General features: G+C 64.2%; 26 protein-coding genes and 1 riboswitch. Of the genes, 19 read left to right on the forward strand and 7 right to left on the reverse strand.

Annotation, left to right across the window (positions count from 1 at the left end; all coding sequences use genetic code 11):
- Both CRO12_RS17250 and CRO12_RS17255 read right to left on the reverse strand, forming a co-directional pair.
- A partial coding sequence (locus tag CRO12_RS17250; RefSeq protein ID WP_144033632.1) for a YncE family protein occupies positions 1 to 398 on the reverse strand: 398 nt, incomplete at its 3' end.
- Position 399: 1 nt separating this feature from the next.
- Positions 400 to 765: a DUF305 domain-containing protein gene (locus CRO12_RS17255; protein ID WP_219994278.1), complete on the reverse strand. Its 366-nt coding sequence runs from the start codon at positions 763 to 765 to the stop codon at positions 400 to 402.
- A gap of 163 nt (positions 766 to 928) precedes the next feature.
- Positions 929 to 1,005, forward strand: a riboswitch (Fluoride riboswitch).
- 23 nt (positions 1,006 to 1,028) lie between these two features.
- On the opposite strand from CRO12_RS17255, the gene CRO12_RS17260 reads away from it, so the two are divergent.
- From CRO12_RS17260 to CRO12_RS17285, 6 genes are all read left to right on the forward strand, one after another.
- Positions 1,029 to 2,387: a voltage-gated chloride channel family protein gene (locus tag CRO12_RS17260; protein WP_007406263.1), complete on the forward strand. Its 1,359-nt coding sequence runs from the start codon at positions 1,029 to 1,031 to the stop codon at positions 2,385 to 2,387.
- A gap of 25 nt (positions 2,388 to 2,412) precedes the next feature.
- The gene (locus tag CRO12_RS17265) at positions 2,413 to 2,796 is read left to right on the forward strand and encodes a DUF190 domain-containing protein (RefSeq protein ID WP_007406288.1); all 384 of its coding nucleotides are present in this window, start codon (positions 2,413 to 2,415) and stop codon (positions 2,794 to 2,796) included.
- 142 nt (positions 2,797 to 2,938) lie between these two features.
- Positions 2,939 to 3,496: a recombinase family protein gene (locus CRO12_RS17270; RefSeq protein WP_097065254.1), complete on the forward strand. Its 558-nt coding sequence runs from the start codon at positions 2,939 to 2,941 to the stop codon at positions 3,494 to 3,496.
- A gap of 662 nt (positions 3,497 to 4,158) precedes the next feature.
- Positions 4,159 to 6,237: an AAA family ATPase gene (locus tag CRO12_RS17275; protein ID WP_245858602.1), complete on the forward strand. Its 2,079-nt coding sequence runs from the start codon at positions 4,159 to 4,161 to the stop codon at positions 6,235 to 6,237.
- A gap of 42 nt (positions 6,238 to 6,279) precedes the next feature.
- Positions 6,280 to 6,579, forward strand: coding sequence for a cupin domain-containing protein (locus tag CRO12_RS17280; protein WP_179641088.1), 300 nt, complete (start codon positions 6,280 to 6,282; stop codon positions 6,577 to 6,579).
- Between the two features lie 19 nt (positions 6,580 to 6,598).
- Positions 6,599 to 6,925: a hypothetical protein gene (locus CRO12_RS17285; RefSeq protein ID WP_097065256.1), complete on the forward strand. Its 327-nt coding sequence runs from the start codon at positions 6,599 to 6,601 to the stop codon at positions 6,923 to 6,925.
- Positions 6,926 to 6,944: 19 nt separating this feature from the next.
- Here CRO12_RS17285 and traA read toward each other — a convergent pair whose 3' ends face one another.
- The gene (gene traA, locus CRO12_RS17290; RefSeq protein WP_245858603.1) at positions 6,945 to 9,953 is read right to left on the reverse strand and encodes a Ti-type conjugative transfer relaxase TraA; all 3,009 of its coding nucleotides are present in this window, start codon (positions 9,951 to 9,953) and stop codon (positions 6,945 to 6,947) included.
- Between the two features lie 174 nt (positions 9,954 to 10,127).
- On the opposite strand from traA, the gene CRO12_RS17295 reads away from it, so the two are divergent.
- The 4 genes from CRO12_RS17295 to CRO12_RS17310 are packed head-to-tail and all read left to right on the forward strand — an operon-like array spanning position 10,128 to position 12,520.
- The gene (locus CRO12_RS17295) at positions 10,128 to 10,457 is read left to right on the forward strand and encodes a conjugal transfer protein TraD (protein WP_097065257.1); all 330 of its coding nucleotides are present in this window, start codon (positions 10,128 to 10,130) and stop codon (positions 10,455 to 10,457) included.
- Between the two features lie 13 nt (positions 10,458 to 10,470).
- Complete coding sequence (locus CRO12_RS17300) at positions 10,471 to 10,698, forward strand: conjugal transfer protein TraD (RefSeq protein ID WP_097065258.1); 228 nt, start codon at positions 10,471 to 10,473, stop codon at positions 10,696 to 10,698.
- Positions 10,695 to 10,979 (forward strand): hypothetical protein, encoded by a 285-nt coding sequence (locus CRO12_RS17305; protein ID WP_097065259.1) that lies wholly within the window; start codon positions 10,695 to 10,697, stop codon positions 10,977 to 10,979. The genes CRO12_RS17300 and CRO12_RS17305 overlap by 4 nt, the downstream gene beginning before the upstream one ends.
- Positions 10,979 to 12,520: a type IV secretory system conjugative DNA transfer family protein gene (locus CRO12_RS17310; protein ID WP_218838923.1), complete on the forward strand. Its 1,542-nt coding sequence runs from the start codon at positions 10,979 to 10,981 to the stop codon at positions 12,518 to 12,520. Before CRO12_RS17305 ends, CRO12_RS17310 begins: the two co-directional genes overlap by 1 nt.
- 521 nt (positions 12,521 to 13,041) lie before the next feature.
- On the opposite strand, the gene CRO12_RS17315 is transcribed toward CRO12_RS17310, so the two are convergent.
- The 3 genes from CRO12_RS17315 to CRO12_RS17320 are packed head-to-tail and all read right to left on the reverse strand — an operon-like array spanning position 13,042 to position 14,973.
- Entirely contained in the window at positions 13,042 to 13,995 is a 954-nt protein-coding gene (locus tag CRO12_RS17315; RefSeq protein WP_088368594.1) for a replication initiator protein A, read from the reverse strand.
- Between the two features lie 46 nt (positions 13,996 to 14,041).
- Positions 14,042 to 14,323, reverse strand: a complete 282-nt coding sequence (locus tag CRO12_RS18585; RefSeq protein ID WP_425443041.1) for a ribbon-helix-helix domain-containing protein — start codon at positions 14,321 to 14,323, stop codon at positions 14,042 to 14,044.
- Positions 14,324 to 14,325: 2 nt separating this feature from the next.
- Positions 14,326 to 14,973, reverse strand: a complete 648-nt coding sequence (locus CRO12_RS17320) for a ParA family protein (RefSeq protein ID WP_097065260.1) — start codon at positions 14,971 to 14,973, stop codon at positions 14,326 to 14,328.
- A gap of 165 nt (positions 14,974 to 15,138) precedes the next feature.
- Between CRO12_RS17320 and CRO12_RS17325 the strand changes: the two genes are divergently transcribed.
- From CRO12_RS17325 to arsH, 5 genes are read left to right on the forward strand one after another with little or no spacing between them, the layout of a single operon-like run.
- Positions 15,139 to 15,471, forward strand: a complete 333-nt coding sequence (locus tag CRO12_RS17325) for an ArsR/SmtB family transcription factor (protein ID WP_097065261.1) — start codon at positions 15,139 to 15,141, stop codon at positions 15,469 to 15,471.
- Between the two features lie 11 nt (positions 15,472 to 15,482).
- Entirely contained in the window at positions 15,483 to 15,911 is a 429-nt protein-coding gene (gene arsC / locus CRO12_RS17330) for an arsenate reductase (glutaredoxin) (RefSeq protein ID WP_097065262.1), read from the forward strand.
- Positions 15,911 to 17,197 carry an arsenic transporter gene (locus tag CRO12_RS17335; RefSeq protein ID WP_097065263.1) on the forward strand — a complete coding sequence of 429 codons (1,287 nt, stop codon included), beginning with the start codon at positions 15,911 to 15,913 and terminating at the stop codon, positions 17,195 to 17,197. The genes arsC and CRO12_RS17335 overlap by 1 nt, the downstream gene beginning before the upstream one ends.
- Positions 17,194 to 17,628: an arsenic resistance N-acetyltransferase ArsN2 gene (gene arsN2 / locus CRO12_RS17340; RefSeq protein WP_097065264.1), complete on the forward strand. Its 435-nt coding sequence runs from the start codon at positions 17,194 to 17,196 to the stop codon at positions 17,626 to 17,628. Before CRO12_RS17335 ends, arsN2 begins: the two co-directional genes overlap by 4 nt.
- Entirely contained in the window at positions 17,628 to 18,374 is a 747-nt protein-coding gene (gene arsH, locus CRO12_RS17345) for an arsenical resistance protein ArsH (protein WP_097065265.1), read from the forward strand. The genes arsN2 and arsH overlap by 1 nt, the downstream gene beginning before the upstream one ends.
- Before the next feature lie 31 nt (positions 18,375 to 18,405).
- On the opposite strand, the gene CRO12_RS17350 is transcribed toward arsH, so the two are convergent.
- Positions 18,406 to 18,819 carry a MerR family transcriptional regulator gene (locus CRO12_RS17350; RefSeq protein ID WP_179641089.1) on the reverse strand — a complete coding sequence of 138 codons (414 nt, stop codon included), beginning with the start codon at positions 18,817 to 18,819 and terminating at the stop codon, positions 18,406 to 18,408.
- A 67-nt stretch (positions 18,820 to 18,886) separates the two neighbouring features.
- Between CRO12_RS17350 and CRO12_RS17355 the strand changes: the two genes are divergently transcribed.
- From CRO12_RS17355 to CRO12_RS17370, 4 genes are all read left to right on the forward strand, one after another.
- Positions 18,887 to 19,519 (forward strand): cation efflux transmembrane domain-containing protein, encoded by a 633-nt coding sequence (locus CRO12_RS17355; RefSeq protein ID WP_097065267.1) that lies wholly within the window; start codon positions 18,887 to 18,889, stop codon positions 19,517 to 19,519.
- Between the two features lie 80 nt (positions 19,520 to 19,599).
- Positions 19,600 to 19,932, forward strand: a complete 333-nt coding sequence (locus CRO12_RS17360) for a hypothetical protein (protein ID WP_097065268.1) — start codon at positions 19,600 to 19,602, stop codon at positions 19,930 to 19,932.
- 54 nt (positions 19,933 to 19,986) lie between these two features.
- Positions 19,987 to 21,249, forward strand: coding sequence for a TolC family protein (locus CRO12_RS17365; protein ID WP_097065269.1), 1,263 nt, complete (start codon positions 19,987 to 19,989; stop codon positions 21,247 to 21,249).
- Positions 21,246 to 22,409 (forward strand): efflux RND transporter periplasmic adaptor subunit, encoded by a 1,164-nt coding sequence (locus tag CRO12_RS17370; RefSeq protein ID WP_097065270.1) that lies wholly within the window; start codon positions 21,246 to 21,248, stop codon positions 22,407 to 22,409. The genes CRO12_RS17365 and CRO12_RS17370 overlap by 4 nt, the downstream gene beginning before the upstream one ends.
- Positions 22,410 to 22,411: the final 2 nt, after the last annotated feature.

The following is a 22,411-nucleotide window of genomic DNA, read 5'->3' on the forward strand; positions in this document are numbered from 1 at the left end:
GGCGTGAAGAACGCCTCGTGCGGACTGCGCCCGACATAGGTCGTGTGCTTGACGGTGTTGGTGGCGGTGTCGATCCACGACACGGCGTTCGATCCGATCGACACGACCGCCAAGGTCTTCCCGTCCGGCGAGAAGCCCAGGCCGTGAACCAGCACCTGTCCCTTGTAGAGCGGGGAGAAGTTCATCGGCTGGGGATCGCCGAGTTTGATGACGCCGAGCAGCCGGTTGTCGGCCGGGTCGGTCACCGACACCGTGTTGGAGAATTGTTCAGACGCATAGACGCGGTCGCGGTGGCTGACGGGCATGTCCTTAGCGTTCCACGGCGCCTGCTGGGCCATGGCGAGGCCCGGTGCGGCGCTCATCAGCAAGGCGGCCGAGCGCAGGATGGTCCGGATCATGTCAGTGCTCCATAGGGCTATGGTGGTCGCCGCCCTGCGTCGGGGCTGGCGTCGAAGGCGGTAGCGGCTGGCCGATCGCCAGCTTCATGGCGGCGATCTCCTGCTGCTGATCGATGATGATTTCCTGCGCGATGCGCTTGAGCTGCTCGTTATGGCCGTAGCGCAGCTCCGCCACCGCCATATCGATGGCACCCTGATGATGCGGAAGCATCATCGCCACGAAGTCGCGGTCGACGTCACCGGACGGCTTGACCATCATGCCCGCCATCATCCGGTCCATCGCGACAGACATCATGGTAGCGTAGCCATCGGCGGGGGCGGCCGCGACTGCGCCGGTAAGTAGGGCCGAAGCCGTCAGACCCAGCATCCAATCTCGTCTACGCATAAGCCTCCAGCGCATCGGTCTCGAAAGCGTAGACGATGCTCGTCGGGGTTTATTCCGTGGCCAAAGCCATTTTATCGGTCCTCACCAAAACGATAGTCTCATGCTTCTGCGGTTGGTTGACCGGGTCGCGGTCGGACAGCATATGCGCAGGCACGGCGATGGATTTCCGCCGGGCCATTCGGTCGAACCGCCCTCGCAAGGGCCGATGATTCCTACCAGGCGCCGCAAGGCAGCAAGGAGGAATCGTGCGCGCGACATTTCGCAATCTCTATGACCAGTTCAACATGGCAGCGTTCATTCGCGATCGCCGCACCCATGCCACGTCGGTACTGCGGTGGGCTTTGATCCTGGTCCCGATGGCCGCAGCGGTGGGAACGCTCTGCGCGGCCTTCCTGCGGAGCCTCGACGCCGTAACCCGGCTTCGCTTCGCCTTTCCCTGGCTGCTCTACCTGCTGCCGATCGGCGGGTTCGTGGTCGGACTGCTCTACCATCTGACAGGGCGCTCGGTCGAAGGCGGCAACAACCTCATCGTCGAGCAAATCCACGAACCGGGGGGCGGCGTGCCGCTGCGCATGGCTCCGCTCATCTTCTTCGGCACGGTCGTGACACATCTGTTCGGGGGATCGGCGGGACGTGAAGGCACCGCCGTGCAGTTGGGCGGCAGTCTTGCCAGCGGGTTTGGACGCGCGCTCAGATTGGATGCGGAAGCGACACGCACCCTCCTTATGACCGGGATCGCGGCTGGGTTCGGCGCGGTCTTCGGGACGCCGATTGCGGGCGCGGTCTTTGCACTGGAGGTGCTGGCGATCGGTCGGGTCGAGTATCGCGCGCTGGTGCCATGCCTGGTCGCGGCGCTGGTCGGTGACTGGACCTGTCTTGCCTGGGGCATTCATCACGGCGTCTACCATGTCGATGCGCTGGTGCCGGTCGACGCGCTGCTCGTCGCCAAGGCCGGTGTCGCCGGCATTGCCTTCGGTCTGACCGGGCTGACCTTTGCCGAGGCCAATCACGCGCTGGGCGGATGGTTGAAGCGCGTGATCCCCTATGGCCCACTACGACCCGTTATCGGCGGGCTGGCCGTGATTGCGCTGGTCTGGCTGCTCGGAACCCGCGACTATCTTGGCCTGGGTACGCTCGCCGCGACACCGGACAGCCTGACCATCGCCAGCTTCTTTGGTCCCGATACGCACTCGTGGAGCTGGGCGCTGAAGCTGCTCTTTACCGTCGTGACCCTGAGCGCGGGCTTCAAGGGGGGCGAGGTCACGCCGCTGTTCTTTATCGGCGCGGCGCTCGGCAATGCGCTCGCGCCGATGTTCGGAGTACCGTCGGGGCTATTCGCAGCGATCGGCTTCGTCGCGCTGTTCGCGGGCGCGGCCAACACACCGCTGGCTTGCACGTTCATGGGGATCGAGTTGTTCGGCGCGGCCTATACGGTGCCGATCGCAGTCGCGTGCTTCGTCGCCTACCTCTGCTCAGGCCACAACGGCATCTACCTGTCGCAGCGCGTCGCTGTGCCAAAGGTACCTGCCGCACACCTCACACCCGACGCGACCCTGCGCGATGCCCGCACGCACCGCGCTTCTCGCCGGCGCACGCGCGCCTGATCCTGTTTCCTGTCGAAAGCCCGTCATGCCCAATCGTTTCACCGTCCATCACCGCGAAGTCGGGATGCTGCGCATCTATCTGAAACCGTCCGACAAGATCGGCCCGCGTCGCTTCTGGGGGGCAAAGCCGCTCTATCGCGAGCTGATTCGCACCGCGAAGGCGGACGGCATCATCAACGCCGTCGCGCAAAATACCCATTACGGCTTCAGCAATCACGAACCGATCCGGGAGAACGGCTCGGAAATTGCCGATCCGCATCTGACGATCTGTGTCGAACTGGTCGGCGATCGCGATCAGCTCGACCTCTTCTGTCGCCGGCATGGAGATCTGATCGGCGACAAGGTGATCGTCTACAAACGACTGGAGCATTGGACTATCACGCGCAAAACTGAGCTAACCAGAGCCTGATCGGCGTTCCCGTAAAGGAACCTTCAACGGGACGGATCGGACCAGCATAAAAATGCGCCCGATGAACGCCGGAGCTTTCCCAAAATATGTTCCCGAAATATGAGTCCCGAAATTCGCTGTTCGAGTTGGGATAACGGGACTCATGCTGGTTGGTTATGCGCGTGTCTCGACGTCCGATCAGGACCTGACGCTGCAAACCGATGCGCTGACCAGAGCCGGGTGCGAAATGCTGTTCACCGACAAGGTGAGCGGCGCGAAGCTGAACCGGCCCGGCCTGATCGAGGCCCTCAATTTCGTGCGGGCCGGCGACACGCTGGTCATCTGGAAGCTCGATCGGTTGGGCCGCTCGATCCAAGGCCTGATCGAACTGGCGGCCGACCTCTCGGCGCGCAAGGTCGATTTCCGGTCGCTGACGGATGGGTTCGACACGTCCACGCCATCGGGGCGGCTGCTGTTCCATATCCTTGCCTCGGTTGCGGAAATGGAGCGCGAGCTGATAAAAGAACGGACCATCGCCGGCCTAGCGGCAGCGCGTGCCAAGGGTGGCACCGGCGGGGGTCGCAAATCGGTGATGACGCCAGACATGCTCGACACTGCGCGCAAGCTGCTGGCGGCGGGCGACAGCCCCGCCAAGGTCGCCAAACTGCTGCAAGTCGGCCGCTCGACCTTCTACCGTCACTTCCCAGCCGGCGAACGATAGCTGGTGTCACAACCGAACGGTTCTGACACCAAGTAGGGTAGACTAATCCGACAAGCCAAGTTTGTTCAAGCAAGCGCTGGTTGATGGTGTGGCTAACCCGGTTATGGTGATCAGACGGCGCTAAGAGCAATCGCGATTGGCTCTGAGGGGGGCTAATCGATGGCGAATACGCAGCCTAAATCCGTTTTCGAGACTATTCTTGAATGGTCATCGGGTAGGCCTGTGTGGCAGCGGGACGCGCTTCGCCGTATCGTTACAAAAGGAAAGCTATCGCAAGACGACAAAGCAGAACTGGTTCAGCTCTGTCTAAAGGGCCAAGGCACTGATGGCATTGTCTTAGAGGCGGTACCTCTGACTGCCGCGCATATCCCAGCAGCGGCAACGACTGGTTCGGCGATTACCCTGACGTCTATCGCCGAAGTGTCTGGTGTTAACCGTCTCGCTGTCGGGCAAACGCTTCCCTTCGCTCCTCGTGGCCGGGTTATGCTCGTATCCTCAAGCGTGCCTGTCGCGCGCGCTTCGTCGGCGATCTGCTTCCGAATGCCTTCGATCCCGCTGCCGCAGGCGTCGCATCGGCGAAGATTGCCTATAGCCAGGGGACCACCCCGGCCACCCCGATTACCTGGGTCAACGACGGCAAGCAGCATGCGGTACTATCGGCGGTGAGCGTCTTCGATCGCGACTGCGCCACCGTCCATGTCCGCAACGAGAACGAGGTCGCTTTCCGTCCGTTCGGCCTCGACGTGCCGGACGAGTTGGCGGCGGCATGTCAGGCGGTGAAGGAGGCGTTGACTGCTGAGCAAACGCGGCTGAAGGGTGCGCAGGACCCGATTTTCCTTCAGCCCACTTTCAGTGCCGACACTCCTGTCGGCAAGATTCTATCGAGCCTGAAGGCCACCACGAAGCTGGCACCGCTCGATGCGATGGCTCAGCTTACGGAAGATGAAGAAGGCCGGCTCGCCCAGCTTAATGAGGATTTGGCGCGCGACCCCCTTCGCGCCGCAACCGAGCAGCGTGCCGCCGCACAGACCTTTCAGCGTTTTGCCGACGATTTGGCAGTCACACTCGCCAAGACAACTGATGAGCCGCTTTCGACCTTGTTGGCCCTAGCGGAAGACGCGCGCGATAAGCGCGCTGCCGCGAAGCTAGCAGCCGAAACCGCGTTCGGCGACGCGGTGATTCCAGGCGTCGGCGAGAATATATGGCGCGCCCTCTGGGAAGCAGCGAGACGGTACTCGGTCGAAGTGGCTTATCATGGACAGCCATTTCCACCGAACACGACCGATGCGCATTGCGTGCTGTGCCTACAGACGCTGCCAGAGGATGCGTTGGCTCGGATGGGCGCGTTCGAGCGTTTTGTTCAGGCTGATACCGAGAAGGTAGCCGGCGAAGCGGAGCGTGAGTTTCAGGCGACGCTGCGAGCACTTGAGGCCGCCCCGATCCGCATCGCCGCCTTTCCCCTGCGTCGCCAGCTTACGCTTAAATCGAAAGCGACCGGGGCAGCTGTGCTGCGTGCGCTCGCCACAGCGCGCCTGCGCCGGCGCATCACACTCAATAGTGTGGACGAAACCGGCACGGTTCACATGCTCGACGCCGCTCCCGATCCGGTGCCGGCGGTGCGCCAGGTAGTGATAGATATGCAGCGTTACGCCGGCGAACTGACGGCCGCGGCCAATCCTATCGGCCGCAAGGTGCTTGAAGACGAGCGTAATGCCCTGCGCGACCGCAAGGCGCTCAACGTCCTTTTGCCCAAAGCGCACGCGGAAATCGACCGTCTCGTGCAACTCGCTCGATTGTCGAAGTGCTTGACCGAGACAACGACCAACGCGGTCACCTCTTTGGGCAACGGCATTGCCGATCAGGTCATTACGCCGCGCATGCGCGACCGCTTTCAAGAGGAAATTCAAAAACTGGCAGCCAGCCGCGTGCGTGTTGATATCGTCCGTTCCGGCGGGAAATATGGATCGCCGCAATATCAAGTGAAATTGTTCGCCAACGACCGGGCGAAGGTGCACTCCGTGCTAAGCGAGGGCGAGCAAACCTGCGTTGCCTTGGCCGTGTTCCTCACCGAGCTGGCAACCGCCGGCCATTCGTCTTGCCTGGTGTTCGACGATCCAGTGTCATCCCTAGATCATCGCTGGCGCCGTAAGGTGGCCGAGCGCCTGATCGAAGAGGCGGCTGTGCGCCAGATCGTCGTGTTTACGCACGATCTAGTGTTTCTCAATGATTTACAGACCCTCGCGCGCCAGCGTAGCGTTTCGATCAAAGAAATTTCCCTAACGCAGACTGTCGCCGGTGCCGGCGTAGTTCACGAAGGACTCCCTTGGGCCGGACAGAAAATTCCGGAACGTTTGGACAATCTCGAAAAAGATGCCCGTGCCGCGCGCCTGCTATACGAGGCCCATGACGATGACGGCTATGCCGCTGCTGTAGCAAATTTTTACAACCGTCTGCGCAGTACGTGGGAGCGCGCCCTTGAAGATCGAGCTTTTTGTAACGTCATCAACCGGCATCGCGACTACATCGATGCAAAGAACCTCAAACGCGTGACCGTTCTCACCGAAACCGACACGGCATCCTGGGCTGCGGGTTTCAAAATCTGCTGCGATATCACCGATGCCCATGATCCTTCACGAGGACGCAATGCATCACCTCCGCCGCCCGACGATCTGCTAAAACACGTCGGGGAATTAAAGGATTGGGCAGAAAATTTGCGAGTGCGTCAGGCTGCGATTGCCTGAACCGCACCGAGCGGGACTAGGAGAGTTCGACCGATGCCGCACATGACCGACTTCGCCGAGACGTTTGCCCGACTGGCCGAAATGAGCGTGAGCGAGGAAACCGTGACGCTCGGCGGAATGAACGTCCGGATGGTCCGTGTCCCGGGTGGAGGGCCGGGTCGGTGGGACAGCCATAACCACACCGCCGAGACGGTCGTGGTATGGAGCGGCGAGTTCACCGTGGAGTTCCGGGATCACACCCTGTCGCTGTCCGCAGGACAATGCTGCGTCGTCCCGGTCGATACCGAGCATCGCGGCACGTCGCAGGGCGGTGCGAACGTTGTACTTTTCACGCAAAGCTGATCGCTTGGAAAACGCGTCGATGCGTGAGCAGATATACGGATTGCTCGATCATCCATCCGATCAGCTTGGCGCGTACCGGACCGATGCTCCCGATGGCGAATGGACTGGCCGTCTGAACGATCGGGCATGGGGCAAGTCTGCCAACCTGTTCTGCTATTTCACTGATATCGTATCGGCAGAGGGTTATCGGCTTAGCGTCTTCTTCGACAAAGAGTATCGGCCCGCCAATGGCGGCCCTGCCATGGACCTGGAGCCCCTCGGACGCATGTTCAAGATCACGACGCGACAGGGCAAAAAGGGATTGTCGCGGTTCATCACTGCCGAGCCGGTCGATCCGGTGACTTGAACTAACCTTTGCAGCTCATTTAGCGTCCCGGCCCCCGATCATCGCGTCCACGCTCCTTGTCGCGTTGCCTGGCGCGCTCGCGTTCCTGCTCCTGAACGCGGATACGCTCGTCCCGGCGCTCGCGCATGACGGCATCGTAGAGCTTGGTAAGGTAAGGATGCGCGCGCTCGACCCTGGCGCGCGCCAGCTCATCGCCGCGATGACGCCGCTGCCCGGTGACCGGGCCAAGATACTCCTTGAGCTTGCCCAGCCGTTTGGCGAGCTGCGTGGAGCGCCGCTGCAACCCGCGCGCGGTCTTCTCCCAACTCGCCTGCGCCGCTTCGTGGGACGGCCGGCGTAACGCTGCAAACAACCCACTGGGCGGCAACGGCTGTTTGCGGGCGTGGTCATCCCTGACCGTTTCATGGCGCTGGTACATGCCGCTGGCTCGCACCTGCGCTCGCTGCGCGCGTGTCTGCACACCGGCCAGTTCCCTGCCGTGTTCCGCTATCCAGGCTTTCTCAACTCCCTCACGCGTCGGGCGCCGTTGCCCTTCGGGCTGCATCTCACGCGAGGACAAGGCGGCGGTGTTAATCGCCCCCCTTTCGGGGTTCCGATTGCCCAGAGCCGATCTGCCACCGGTGTTAATCGCACCCCTTTCACGGCTTCGGTCGCCAAGGGCGGACATGGCACCGGTGTTAATCTGCCCCCCTCGCTCGCTGCTGGGCTTCGGCCTGAAACCATCCAACATGCCGCGCGCCTTGTCGCGAACCTTCTCGACCATCTGACGCGCGAGTTCCGGAAACCGGATCTCGCGCCGGTCGGCGAAGGCGCGGGCATGGTCCTGCTCGCTCCGCTCCGGCGCATAGTCGCCGGCCATGTCCTTCGACCGGTCGCGCGACAGCACGCGCGCCAGCCGGCCCTGATCGGCGAAGTCGTCACGACCGTAGTGGAGCTGCACGTTATCGCGATGCCGCGTCATACCGACATAGCTGCTGTGACGGTCCATGCCCAGCGTCGCCAGCACGTGCCCGCGATCGACGGACACGCCCTGCGACTTGCCGAACGTCGCCGCATAGCCGTGATCGACCGCGGCATAATCCTTGAGGTCGAAGGCGACGCTGCGCCCGCCATCCAACCGGACGCCCATGCGCCCGTCCTCGATCCGCTCCAGCGTGCCCAGCGTGCCGTTCTTCACGCCCAGCGACCGCTCGTTCCGCAGGAACATGATCCGGTCCCCGGCCGCGAAGTCGCGTTCGCCCCGATCGGCCGCGACGGTCCGGTCCTCGCCCAGCTCGCCGCTCGCCCGCACCCGCTCGCGTGCTTCCCGGTTGAGTTCGCGCACCTCGGCATTGGTGTGGGTGAACATGATGCGGGTCTTGTCCGGCTCGGCCTGACGATCCCGGTCCCAGCGATCCACTAGCCCGGCCCGGGCCGCCTCGCGCGTGTCGGCCGCATGAACCATGCCGTGCGCGGCATAGGCGTCCAGCGCCTCGGCCGTTCGGCCGGTGGCGAAGGCCCGTGTCGCCTCCTTCTGCCAGTCCTCGCGCTGCCGACGAATTTCGGTGATCTCGGCTGCACCGTGCCGCTCGGTGATCGACCGGAACGCCGCGCCCGCCTCGATCGCCTGCAACTGCTCGGGATCGCCCACCAGCACCACCTTGGCCTCGGCGTCACGGGCATGGGACAGCACCCGCTCCATCTGGCGTGTGCCGATCATGCCGGCCTCGTCCACCACCAGCACGTCCTTCGGCCCGAGCTGGTCGCGACCCTGCGCCCAACCATGCTCAAGGCTGGCGATCGTGCGCGACGCGATCCCCGATCCGCCCTCAAGGTTCTCGGCCGCGATCCCGGACAGCGCCGCCCCGCGCACCTGGTAGCCCTCGCGCTCCCATGCCTCGCGCGCGACGCCCAGCATCGCCGACTTGCCGGTGCCGGCATAGCCGACGACGGATGCCAGCCCGTCGCGCCCGGTGATATGGTCGAAGGCGTCGCGCTGCTCGCCGGACAGCGTAAGCCCCCGCCCCTCGGCCGCCTCCAGCGCGCCGGCACGCTGCCGGTCGGACACGCCATGATCGCGGCGCTGCGCCAGCTCGTCGCCGGCCTTCTCCAGCCGCCCCTCGGTCGCAATCATGTCGCGGGAGGTGAACCGCTCCTGGCCCCGCCCGTCCTTGCCAAGCGCCACCAGCTCGGGGCTTGCGCGTACCGCTGCCATCACCTGATCGAACTGCTCCTTGCCGTCCGAATGGCGGAACGCGAACACCGCCAGATCGCGGGTGGTGAAGGTCGATTGCTGCCGGGTGATACCGTCCAGCGCATGCCGCGGATCGGCGATGATCCGCTCGCCGTTTTCTCGCGCGATCCGCACATGATCCTCGGCGTTGCGGTGCGGCTGGCCCTCCAGCTCGTGCCGCTTTCCCATCGGTCCGATCTTGTGCTGCGGCTCCAGCTCGATGCCCTGCGCCTTGTAGCTGCGATGGTCGATCCGACCCTCCAGCCCCAGCTCGGCCATGCGCTCATTGACGTGTGCGCTCCACGCCTCGCGCCAATCCTTCAACAGCTCGGTGCTGTTCCAGTCGCGGTTCTTCTTGCCGAACCCCCCCGGCCCCACATCGCGCATCGACAGCATGACATGCGCGTGCGGCTTCGGGCTGCCGTCCTTCGCCTTGTCCCAATGCACGTTGAGGTCCGCGACCATCCCGCGCTTCACGAACTGCTCGGCGACGAAATCGCGGGCGAGCGCCACGCCCTGCTTCTCGTTCATCTCGCGCGGGATTGAGAACTCCACCTCGCGAGCGAGCTGCGCGTCCTTCCGCTTCTCCCCCGCCTCCACCTCGTTCCAGAGCACGGTGCGGTCGTTTAAACGCTCCGGCGCACCTTGCGGCAACATCACTTCGGAGTGGATGACGCCGGCCTTGTTGCTGAAATCGTGGTTACGGTTGAAGCGATCGTCGTGCAGCACCGATGCCGAACGATACGCCGCGCTTGCGACCGCGCTCGCGCCGGTCTGGCGGCTGATAACCTTCGCGCTGAAATGGTAGATCGCCATCGCGACCACCATGATGCACTTCTTAGCGCATGTCGGCAACGACGTATAAGCGCGCACTCACGATCTGCTTCGCTCCTCGTGATTGACTTGTGGGTTCTTCTGAGTGGTTGCAGCTTTACCCACGTGACCGGGGTGCTAGGATGCTACCGGTCGATACGCGGAAGGGTAAAGGCGATGCGGAAAGTTCGCGATTACGACGCCGAACTGAAGGCGCTGGGCGATAAGGCTCGGGCGCTGAAGGCGAAGCGGGTCGAACAGCTCGGCCAACTCGTCACCGCAACCGGAGCCGATGCGCTCGATGCTGAAACACTTGCCGGCGTGCTGCTCGACGCGATCGGATCGAAGGATGCGAGCGCGAAGGAGGCATGGCGCGCGAAGGGCGCGGCCTTCTTTCAACGGCGCGGGCGCAAAGGTGGCGGCGCTGCTGCAATCGACGGATCGGGCGCTGCGACTGAACCGGGCGGCGACGCTGCGGACAGAAGCGGGTCAGCGGCGAACGGATAGCAGGGGCTGGGTCGTGCAACGCCGCGAACGCACCCGCCACCTGATCGAGCTGGGCGGCCTCGTCCAGAAGGCAGGGCTGGTCGATCTCGCCGACGATGATCGCGCGACCATCTACGGCGCGCTGCTGGAGTTGGTCGGCAAGGCAAGGAGCGAGGCTGGCGACGACAGGCTGGCATTGTGGAAGCGCCGCGGCCGGCGGGCGTTCGACGCGGACGAAGCGGAACGGGAGACGGGCGAATGACGACGATCGACCTCGACACGCTGCGGAGCGAAGTTCGCGCGCTGGACTATGTGCGCGGCAGCTCGGCCGAGGACACGATGTGGCGCGAGGACGACGAGGACGCCCGCGCCAACCTCGCGATCGAAGGCATGGCGCTGACGCCAGAGGATGACGCCCTGTTCGACATGATGCGCGACGAACGGGTGCCCCCTGCCCTCGCCACGCAAATCCTTCTCAGGCTGCTCGGCCATCCTGATGCCGATCCCGCGCTGGCGATCACTCCCGCCGGCGCGAGCTGCTGATGCCGGCGCGGATCGGTCCGCTCTGGGCGCTGCTGATCGGCTTTGTTGTCCTGATGGCGAGCAATAGCTGGCTCAAAGGCATCTTCGGTGTCGGCGAAATCGCGACCGACGTGCCGTTCCTGCTCACTGGCCTGGTCCTGTTCGGTATCTGGAAGTTCAATCGCCGTGGGCAGGCTCGCAACACGCTGATGGGTTCGGCCCGCTTCGGCGATCGCCGCGACCTAGCGAAGCTGGAAGGCTCGGGCGATCTCGTCATCGGTAGGTCGGGCCGCAACAACAAGCTGCTGCGCTATGACGGCCCGGCGCATCTGCTGACGATGGCACCCACCCGCTCGGGCAAGGGTGTCGGCACGATCATCCCCAACCTGCTGCTGCTCGACCGCTCGGTGATCTGCATCGACCCCAAGGGCGAGAATGCCCGCGTCACGGCCCGCACGCGCGCCAGGAAGGGCGATGTGTGGTGCCTGGACCCCTTCGGCGTCTCCGGGCGTCCAGCGGCCCGCTACAACCCCCTAGCGTGGCTCGATGCAGCCAGCCCGGACCTTGCGGAAGATGCGCAGACGGTCGCCGATGCGCTGGTCCACGACGCGCCGGGACAATCCGGCGAGGCGCACTGGAACGAGGAAGCCAAGGCGCTGATCGCCGGCATCATCCTGCACACCGTCATCCACGAGCCCCCTGCCCTCGCCACGCTGGCGACGGTGCGCGACAAGCTCACCCGCGATCCCGCCGGCTTCACCGCGCTGCTCGCCGACATGCAGGCCAGCACCGGCGCGCACGGCCTGATCGCGCGGGCCGCCAACCGCCAGCTCGGCAAGTCCGATCGCGAAGCCGCCGGCGTGCTGTCGTCCGCCCAGCGTCACACCCACTTTCTCGACAGTCCGCGCATCGTGGACAGTACGTCCGCGTCCGATTTCCGCTTCGCGGACCTGAAGGAGCGGCCGGGCACCGTGTTCCTGTGCCTGCCGCCCGATCGGCTCGATACCTATGCGCGCTGGCTGCGGCTGCTGGTGAGCCAGGCCGTCACCGACATGGCCCGTTCCCCTGCCCGGCCGGACAAGCCCGTGCTGTTCCTGCTGGACGAGTTCGCCGCGCTCGGCCGCCTCGATCCGGTGGAACGCGCGATGGGGCTGATGGCAGGTTACGGGATGCAGCTCTGGCCGATCCTCCAGGACATGCACCAGCTCAAGGCCACCTATGGCGAGCGCGCCGGCACGTTCATGTCTAATGCCGGCGTGATCCAGACGTTCGGGGTCAACGATCTTGCCACCGCCGACATGCTCTCGCGTACGATTGGCGATACCACCATCGAATATCAGACCTTCGGCACGTCCAACCCGGCGAGTATCTTCAGCGACGGCACCCGTTCGGAAAGCGCCAGCGGCCACGTCGCCGCACGCCGGCTGGCGACACCCGATGAAATCATGCGGATGAACTCCGACGATCTGCTGCTGCTGCGGCAGGGTCAGCACCCGCTCGTCGTGGCCAAAATCCGCTACTATGCGGAACGCGAGTTCGCCGGGCTCTATGATCCGGCCTGATACTACACCCGGAACACCCGACGACAGACGTCGAGATAGAGCCCTTTCCTGCCTCTCAACCTGCGCAGCGCTGACACTCACACACCGCCGGATCGGCTTGGCTTCTCTCGGAAGCCTGCGGCCGATAGGCCGCTTTTGTGACGGCGTTAGCCGGCACGCATTAAAGGCGTATTGGCCTGTAGGGCCAATTCCGTATGCTTTTCTTCTGCTGGCTGAGCGGTGCTTTCTTGTTAAATGATTCTGTTAAATAGGAATCGTTAAGAAGGTTAAGGCTCAAAAATGAGCCAAAAAAGTGAGGAATTCTGCGGCTTTCCAGGTAGGCCCGGTGTGTGATCCCACGTGATTCGGTGTGTGATCCCACGATAGCACGGTGTGTGATCCCACGACGCTTGGGTGTGTGATCCCACGATGATCAATTGGCTACTAGCACCGCGATTACTGTCGGTTCTGCACTGCCATCGTTCCCCTTCGAGACGGTTCGCATCGTGCCTCGCTCACGACGGTGTGTGAAACCACGATAGTCAGCGTCCGCCGGCGAGCCTATCCATGAGGTCGTCCACCTCGGTCGCGCGGCGGCGATCGGCGTCGAAGCGATGCCGACGTTCCTGTTCAGCCTCCAACTTCGCGGTCAGCGCCAACGCTTCTGCTTCCCCCCTGAGACGGAACAGCACAGCAGGGCTACCGTCTGCCGTCGTCGTCAGCTCCATCGCGTAGTCGGGGAGCTGATCGGCCTCCACCACCTTGCGGAGCATTCGGTTGAACTCCTTCGGCTTGCTGTCGCTGCCGGTCTTGTCGCGCAGTACCTCCACCCGGCACGTCCACCCGCCCTTCTGGTTGCCGGCGTGTTTGCGCGCAATCCGATACAGGGCGCGTTCCAATCCGCCGGTCAGCAGAAAATAATCCTGGTGCATGGTGAGCAGCGACCGCTCCCCCATGATGCCCTCATAGACCCAATCGGACAGAGTGATGGTCATGCCCCGGGGCTGGTCTGTCTCGGGGTCCACCTCCAGCGTCCATTTGTCGAGCCAGTTGAAACCAGCCTTTGTGCGCCGCTTGGGAGCGCGGATCGAGGTCGATATGGAAGTCGTCTGAAGCCGCTGGAGTGCGGCCTGCAACTCCTGATAGGCTCGGCCGCTGGTGTCGCGCTTGATAGCTCGCAACAAGTCATATGACGTTGTTTTGAGCGTTCGGGGAAGGTCGTTGACCCCCTGTTCCCGCATCCGATTGAGCGTGGACGCCGCCCATATCAAGATATCGGCGTCCCAGATCGTCGCCATCCCGTAGGCAGGAATCGCCTCGATCTTCACCCACGTCTCGCCGTCAGGGCTGCTATATTCGATCGGCTTCACCCGCTTGCGCTTCTGGAGCGAGAAAAACGGCCGCTCCATCGTCTCTCGCTGATCTTTCAGCGGGAGGTCGCCCATCAACGGGATGAACAGATCAAATTCGGGGTTGGGATTCTGGCGCTTGGTCATGCCACTTCAGTCCTGCCATTCTGCATAATTGCAGATGTGCACATTATCACGCACGGCCGAATTGCTTATCGGCATCATACTTTGCCACCAGCTCGCTGATTGCCTCGGCGAGGAGGTCTTGGTGACTTCGCCGGGTTCGGGCTGCCAAAACGCGAAATGCCTCCGCCGTAGGATCGGCCGGATCAAAATATGCCCCGAGGTGATACTTACCCGGCCGCTTGCCACTCGACCGTGCGGTACTCGACGGAGCTGGCTGATGATCCGGCTCGGGTTCGCGAGGGGAGGGGGACGCTACTGCTGGCCCCAAAAGAGAAGTTCGCTTCGCCATAATCAAGCCTTCACATTTGCAGGTGTGCAATTAATCACATCATCAAATATGTGTTTCTGCAAGGCTGCAATTTCTAAGGCCGCCTTGCCCTTCGGCTCATGCTCGATGACACCCAAGCCGTAAGGCCATGCCGCTCGGTAGGCGCTGCGCTCACGCAATACAGCACGGGCCACCCGCAAGCCGGTCGCCTCGGCAAGCGTTCTGGCATCGTCCAGCAGCGTGGTTGCAGTGGGGGGAGCGGCATTGAGCACCACCACGCCCGTTCGCCCGGTACTGGTGATAAGCTGCGCTGTGCGTTTGATCGCATCAAGATCGATCAACGATGGACGGCAAGGGATGATTACCAGATCGGCACGCTGCGCCGCTGCGGCAGCTTCCGCGCCCGCGGCTGGCGGTGTGTCGATGATCGTAAGCGCAAAGCCGTTGGCCTCGGCCGCATCAATCGCTTGGTCGAGGCGCCTCGCACTGATCGGTTCAACGTGAGGCAGCTGGGCCGTCCGCCGCTCACTCCAAGCAGTCGCGCTCTCCTGCGGGTCAAGGTCGAAGAGAGCCGTCTTGATGCCGGCTGCTTCAGCGGCGACCGCCAGATTTACCGCCAGCGTCGTTTTTCCGACGCCACCCTTTTGCGCTGCAAGCGTGATAATATGCAAGTGTGCACACCTTCAATAATGCTGCTTTGATATTATGCAGAACGGCAAGATCGCACAACTGCTATAGTGAAGACTGACGAGGACAGGGGATAGGCACGCCCTTTTGGGCAGACGCAGGTCATCCGGGGCAGTAGTCGGCCATCATATATCTGCTATGCTGGATATATGGAAAACGACTCGGCTATCGCCGCCTTCGGCGCACTCGCACAAGGAACGCGGCTCGATGTGTTCCGCTTGTTGGTGCGGCACGAGCCGGACGGCATGGCTGCGGGTGATATCGCTCGTCAGCTCGACGTGCCGCAAAACACCATGTCGTCGCACCTCGGCATTCTCGCCCGCGCGGGACTGGTCCAGTCCGAACGCCATAGCCGCTCGATCATCTATCGCGCCGATCTGGACGGTCTGCGCGCGCTGACGCTGTTTCTCATCAAGGACTGCTGCGCGGGCAAAGCGGAACTGTGTGCGCCGCTCATCGCCGAACTCGCCCCTTGCTGCTGAAAGGACGCCCCGTGGCCGTCGATATCGTCATCTATCACAACTCCGCGTGCGGCACGTCCCGCAACACCATCGCCATGATCCGCAATGCCGGCATCGAGCCGCATGTGGTCGAGTATCTGAAAACCCCGCCCGCACGCGCGCTGCTGGTCGAGCTGATAGATCGCGCCGGCATGACGCCCCGCGAGCTGCTGCGCGAGAAGGGGACCCCTTATGTGGAGTTGGGCTTGCGCGACACGTCGCTGTCTGACGAAGCATTGATAGATGCGATGATGGCGCATCCCATCCTCATCAACCGACCGCTGGTCGTCTCGCCGCTCGGCGTGAAGCTGTGCCGCCCTTCTGAAGCCGTCCTTGATCTGCTGCCGAGCGGCCAGCTCGGCGCGTTCGCCAAGGAAGACGGCGAACAGGTGGTTGATGCTTCGGGCCAGCGCGTCGCCTGATGCTTCTTGCCGTCCTGATCTTCGTCGCGACGATTACGCTCGTGATCTGGCGACCCAAAGGCCTCGGCATCGGGTGGAGCGCGATGGGCGGGGCCGTCGTGGCGCTGCTCGCGGGCGTCGTCACCCTCTCCGACGTGCCGATGGTATGGGGCATCGTCTGGAACGCGACCGCCGCGTTCGTTGCGATCATCGTCATCAGCCTGCTGCTGGATGAAGCCGGGTTCTTTGAATGGGCGGCGCTGCACGTCGCGCGCTGGGGCGGGGGGCATGGTCGCCGACTGTTCGTCCTGATCGTGCTGCTCGGCGCGGCGGTGTCCGCGCTGTTCGCCAATGACGGCGCGGCGCTGATCCTGACGCCGATCGTCATCGCCATGCTGCGGGCGCTGGGGTTCAAGGACAAGGCGACGCTGGCGTTCGTCATGGCGGCGGGGTTCATCGCTGACACTGCCAGCCTGCCGCTGGTCGTCTCGAACCTCGTCAACATCGTGTCGGCTGACTTCTTCCGAATCGGGTTCGGCGACTATGCGGCCGTGATGGTGCCGGTCGACCTCGTGTCGATCGCCGCCACGCTGGGCGCTCTGCTGATCTTCTTTCGACGTGATATACCGCGAGATTACGACGTGGCCGCGCTGCGCGCGCCCGGCGCCGCAATCCGCGACGCCGCGACCTTCCGCGCCGGATGGATCGTCCTTGCCCTGCTGCTCGCCGGCTTCTTCCTGCTTGAACCGCTGGGTGTGCCGGTCAGCGCCGTCGCCGCTGCCGGCGCGATCCTGCTGCTGGTGATCGCGGGGCGAGGCCATGTCATCCAGACCGGCAAGGTGCTGCGCGGCGCGCCGTGGCAGGTCGTCATATTCTCGCTCGGCATGTACCTGGTCGTTTATGGCCTGCGGAACGCGGGCCTGACCGATCATCTGGCGGCGCTGCTCGATCGCACCGCACAAGGCGGGGTGTGGGGCGCGGCGCTGGGAACGGGCGTGATCGCGGCCGTCCTATCGTCGGTAATGAACAACATGCCGACCGTGCTGGTGGGCGCGCTGTCGATCGACGCCGCGCACGCGACAGGGGCGGTCAAGGAAGCGATGATCTACGCCAACGTGATCGGCTGCGACCTCGGCCCCAAGCTGACGCCGATCGGCTCGCTCGCGACGCTGCTATGGCTCCACGTCCTCGGGCAAAAGGGCGTGCGGATCGGATGGGGCTATTACTTCCGGGTGGGCGTCACGCTCACCGTGCCGGTGCTGCTCGTCACGCTCGCAGCGCTCGCGATCCGGATCGGGATCGCATGACGGGACTGACCATCACGGAGCTCGAACCCGCCGAGCTGGCCGGGCTGGCATGTTTCCTCGATGCCGCCAGCCTTCCGAGCGCTGATCTCGCCGATCCCGGCCGCCTGTTCTTCCGGTTCGAGGCCGATAGCCTAGTCGGTTATGGCGGCTTGGAGGGGGAAGGGGCCGACCGCCTGCTCCGCTCGATCGTCGTCCTCGCCAATCGTCGGGGGCATGGCCTAGGGCGGGCATTGGTCGCCACCCTCGAACGACAGGCGCGCGACCTAGGGGTGCGGCACCTCCATCTACTGACGACCACGGCCGCACCATTCTTCCGGACGCTCGACTATGCCGACGCCGATCGCGGCACGGCTCCCCCGGCCATCGCCGCATCGCGCGAGTTCGTCGCGCTGTGCCCCGCGTCGGCCGCCTATCTCGTGAAAGCCCTCTGATGCCGCTCCGCACGCTCGCCGATCCCGATGCCCTGCCGGCACTCGATCCCGCCTATGCCATCCAGCGGCCGGCACTGGGGCTTGGCCCGCTCGATCCCGCGCCGCGTATCCTTCTGCTCTATGGTTCGCTGCGCGAACGCTCCTTCTCCCGGCTGTGTGTCGAGGAAGCGGCGCGCCTGCTCCGGTTCTTCGGGTGCGAGACACGCATCTTCGATCCATCGACGCTGCCGCTGCCCGACCAACATGCCGGCGACGACCATCCGGCCGTCCACGAGCTGCGTGAGCTGTCTTTATGGTCGGAGGGTCAGGTGTGGTGCAGCCCTGAGCGCCACGGCCAGATCACCGGCATCATGAAGTTGCAGATCGATCACCTGCCGCTGTCGATGGGGGGGATGCGCCCGACGCAGGGCCGCACGCTCGCGGTCATGCAGGTGTCGGCCGGATCGCAGTCGTTCAACAGCGTCAACACGCTGCGCGTGCTGGGTCGCTGGATGCGGATGGTGACGATCCCGAACCAGTCGAGCGTCGCCAAGGCGTTTAACGAGTTCGATGACGCTGGACGGATGAAGCCGTCGAGCTACTATGACCGGATCGTGGACGTGATGGAGGAGCTGGTGCGGTTCACGATACTGCTGCGCCCGCACACAGCCCAACTCGTAGATCGCTATTCGGAGCGCAAGGAAGCCGGGGTGCCGATCGACACCGCTAAGGACCTCTCCAGCATCGCGACAGCGCCGCAATCCTGACGGGCTCGTCAGGAGGTGCGTACGTGCGGCCTTAGACCCGCGCTCCGCTAGCCGAATCAGGCGGCGACGTGATCGCTTCCATAACCCGGCAATCGGCGATCCTGCCGCCTTCACAATCCCGTGTCGCACCCGCCAACGCATCCCTGAGCGCCATCAGGCGGGCAATGCGGTCTTCCACGCTCGCAAGGTGCCGGCGAGCGAGCGAGCCTGCTTCCTTACAATCCTGATCGGGGTTGGCCGACAAAGCGATCAGGGATCGAATTTCGTCAGTCGAGAACCCAAGATCACGGGCGTGCCGGATAAAGGCGAGCTGGCGAACCTCCGCATCACCATAAGTCCGGCGCCCGCCTGCCGTGCGCGCAGCCTCCGGCATCAAGCCGATATCTTCGTAGAAACGGATCGTGTTGACCTTTGTCCCGGTCCGCTTCGCTATGTCGCCAATCATCAACACCTTGCGGTCCCCGCGTTTTTGCGCTTGCTCCTACAGTGACTGTAGATCGTAACGGAGCGGGATGAGCGCAAGCGAATCCTCTACGTGCGGCTGCACGGGCGATACGAAACGTGCGGAGCGCGACCCTGCTTATCGTCGTGCCCTATGGATCGTCGTCCTCCTGAACCTCGGCTTCGGGCTGATCGAAATCGTCGGTGGATTCATCGCCGATAGTCAGGCGCTCAAAGCCGATGCCCTCGACTTCATCGGCGACGGCACGATCTCATTGTTCGGCCTCATCGCGCTGGGCTGGACTGCGGCAGCCCGCTCAAGGGTCGCTCTCGCCCAAGGCTTGTTCCTCGGAACATTAGGTCTGGGTGTCATCGGCTTTGCCATGTGGCGCGCGATGAACGCCGTAGCACCCGACGCCGATCTGATGGGCGGCATCGGGATCGTCGCCCTTATCGTCAACGTCACCGCGGCGCTCGTCCTGTCGCGGTTTCGCGAAGGCGACGCCAATGTACGGGCCATCTGGCTGTTCAGCCGAAACGATGCTGTCGCCAACATCGCCGTCATCATTGCCGCCGGCCTGGTGGCGTGGACCGGAAAGGTATGGCCCGACCTCGCGGTCGCCGGCGTCATCGCGATCCTGTTCCTGCACTCCGCTTGGGAGATTACCCGAGGTGCGTTGGCAGAAATGGGTGGCCGCTCATGAAGGCCGAAAGCAACGCTAGCCGGGTAGCGTCTGATGATCGCGGGTTACGCCATTCTCGTGGAATGATAAGGAGCAAGCTCATGCGCAAGCTGCTGCCCTTTCTCGCCTGTCTGATGCTGGTCCTGACCGGCTGGGCGGGCATGGCGCAGGCTACGGAAAGCGTCGGGTGCATCGAGACCTCTCAGGTCAATACAATCATGCACATGGCTGGTGACTGCGACGAGGTGCCGGCGGATGCGGACAAGGGCTATCCTCATCAACACACCGTCTGTCACGGCCACCATGTCGCCGCACCGGCTGAGCATAGTGTCGACGTCGCCCTGATCGACAATTGGGCCGAATTTGCGAGCCACAAGGCTCCGCTCTGGCTTGCTCATCAAAGCGATCCGGCGCTTCGACCACCACAGGCCTGACGACGCACCGGGCGCCTTCCGGCGCCTGAGACTGGTTCGTCAGGAGCATTTACAATGAAGCGCATGATAGCGGCCGTGCTGGTCGCGACAGCCTGTGCGTCGAGCAACTCGGCACAGGCACAGGACACGGAGGCGTCGGCACCGCCGCTGACCCTTGATGAAGCACTTACCGCGGCCGGCGCGGTATCGCCGGCGGTCGAGGTTTCCCGATCGGGCATTCAGGCGGCGCAAGCGCAACGCTCGATCGCCGGATTGCGGCCTAATCCGTCGCTCGACGCGATGAGCGAGAACGTCGCCGGCACCGGTATCTATAAGGGACTGCGCTCGGCCGAAACGACGGTCGGCGTATCCTTGCCGCTCGAACTCGGCGGCAAGCGGTCGGCGCGCGTCGCGGTCGCCAATGCGCAACTCGACCGCGCTTCGCTCGAAGCGGCGATCATTCAGGCCGATCTCCGGTTGCGGGTCACGCAGGCCTATAACGATGCCGCGGCGTCGCAACGCAGGGTAGTCACCGCCCGCGAACAGGTCGGGATCGCAAACGAGGTGCTGCGTGCAGCGCGGGTCCGCGTTGCAGCCGGCCGCGCCTCACCGCTCGAAGAGCAGCGCGCTGACGTAGCTCGGCTGAATGCGGAAGGGGCGGCCGAGCGCGCGGAGCGATCCGCCCAAGTGGCGCTCGGCAATCTTGCCCGGCTGATCGGGCGCGGCGCCAGCTCGCTGGATACAGCCTGGTTCGCCCGGATCGAAGGCGCAGGGCCACGGTTGCCGGTGCGCAGTGAAGGCACGCTGACGGCCGCGGCGGTGCAGGCCGATCTCACCACGGCGACGGCGCAGGTCCGCCTTGCCCGAAGCCAGAGGATTCCCGACGTAACGATCAGCGCGTCCGCACGCAGGCTGGAGATGACCAACGATACGGCCGCGGTGTTCGGCGTGTCGGTGCCGTTGCCGCTGTTCAACAATGGCCGCGCGGCCGTTGATCTGGCTTCTGCCCAACGCACCCAGGCGGACGCCCAGCGCCGCCTCGCGCTGCTCGATGCGGAACAGGCCATCGCCTCGGCGCAGGGGGACGTAGCGAATGCGGCGACGACAGCCCGCAATGCGACCGGACCGACGCTTGCCGCGGCGCAGGAAGCCGCCCGGATCGCGCGTATCGGCTACCGCGAGGGCAAGTTCGGTCAGTTGGACCTCCTTGAGGCCGAACGCACGCTTGCCGACACCCGAACGGCCGCGATCGACGCGCTGGCCGCTTATCATGACGCACAGGCCCGGCTGGAACGGCTCGCCGCCCCGGCGCCTACCGATGCGAAGGACGCACGATGAAAATCAATCATGCGCGGACCCTGCTGTCCGCCTTGCTTCCGCTGGCGCTCGTTGCGTGCGGCGGGGCCGAGAAGAAGACCGACGACATGGCCGGTATGGAGGGCATGGAGAAGGGTGAGGGGGCCGAGAAGAAGGCGGATAAGGATGCGGTGACGCTCACGGCGCGGCAGATCGCCGATGCCGGCATTGAAGTCGCCCGCCCGACCGTGGGCGGGGTCGCCGGCGCGATCGAGTTGCCCGCGCTCGTCCAAGGCGATCCCCAAGGCGTCCAGGTCGTCTCCGCAACCATCGGCGGTCGCTTGGTCGCGCTCACGCGCAACCTTGGCCAGCCTGTCCGGCAGGGTGACCCGCTGGCGGTGATCGAGAGCCGCGAGGCCGCTTCGCTGAAGGCGGAAGTCGAGGCCGCTCGCGCCCGCGCCGCATTGGCGCAGTCGAATCTTCGGCGCGAACAGCGTCTGTTTGCCGAGCGTGTTTCGCCCGAACAAGACCTGGTGGCGGCGCGGACCGCGGCGACGGAGGCGGCAATCGCGCTTCGGCTCGCGCAGCAACAGCTCGGTGCCACGGGAGGCGGTGGTGGTGCCCTCAACCGCATCGCCATGCGCTCGCCGATCTCAGGTCAGGTAATCGCCCGTCCGGCCGTTCTCGGCCAGACTGTCGACGCGAACGCCGAACTCTACCGGGTTGCGAACCTCTCGCGGGTGACGATCACCGCCTCGGTCTCGCCCGCGGATGCAGGCCGTATCCGGCCGGGTACGCGGGTTGAGGTAACCGCAGCCGGTCGTAGACAGGAAGGACGGGTGTCGTTCGTGTCCCCGGCGCTTGATGACAGCACGCGCCTCGTGCCTGTCATCGCCACGCTCGACAATGCGGGGAATACCTGGCGGGTGGGCGAGCCGGTGACGGCGAGCTTCATGCTGCCCGGGAGCGGCGATCGTAGCATCTCGGTTCCCTCCACCGCGGTGCAAAGCATCGAGAACCGCACCGTCGTTTTCGTCCGCACCCCGACCGGCTTCCACGCGACCCCGGTCACGGCAGGTCGCCGCAACGGCGATCAGGTCATCATCAGCTCCGGCCTCAATGGCCAGGAGCGGATCGCCACCACAAACTCGTTCACCCTGAAAGCCGAACTCGGCAAGGGTGGCGGGATGGACATGGACTGAGC

It is taken from the genome of Sphingomonas guangdongensis (assembly GCF_900199185.1).
GTDB lineage: Bacteria > Pseudomonadota > Alphaproteobacteria > Sphingomonadales > Sphingomonadaceae > Sphingomonas > Sphingomonas guangdongensis.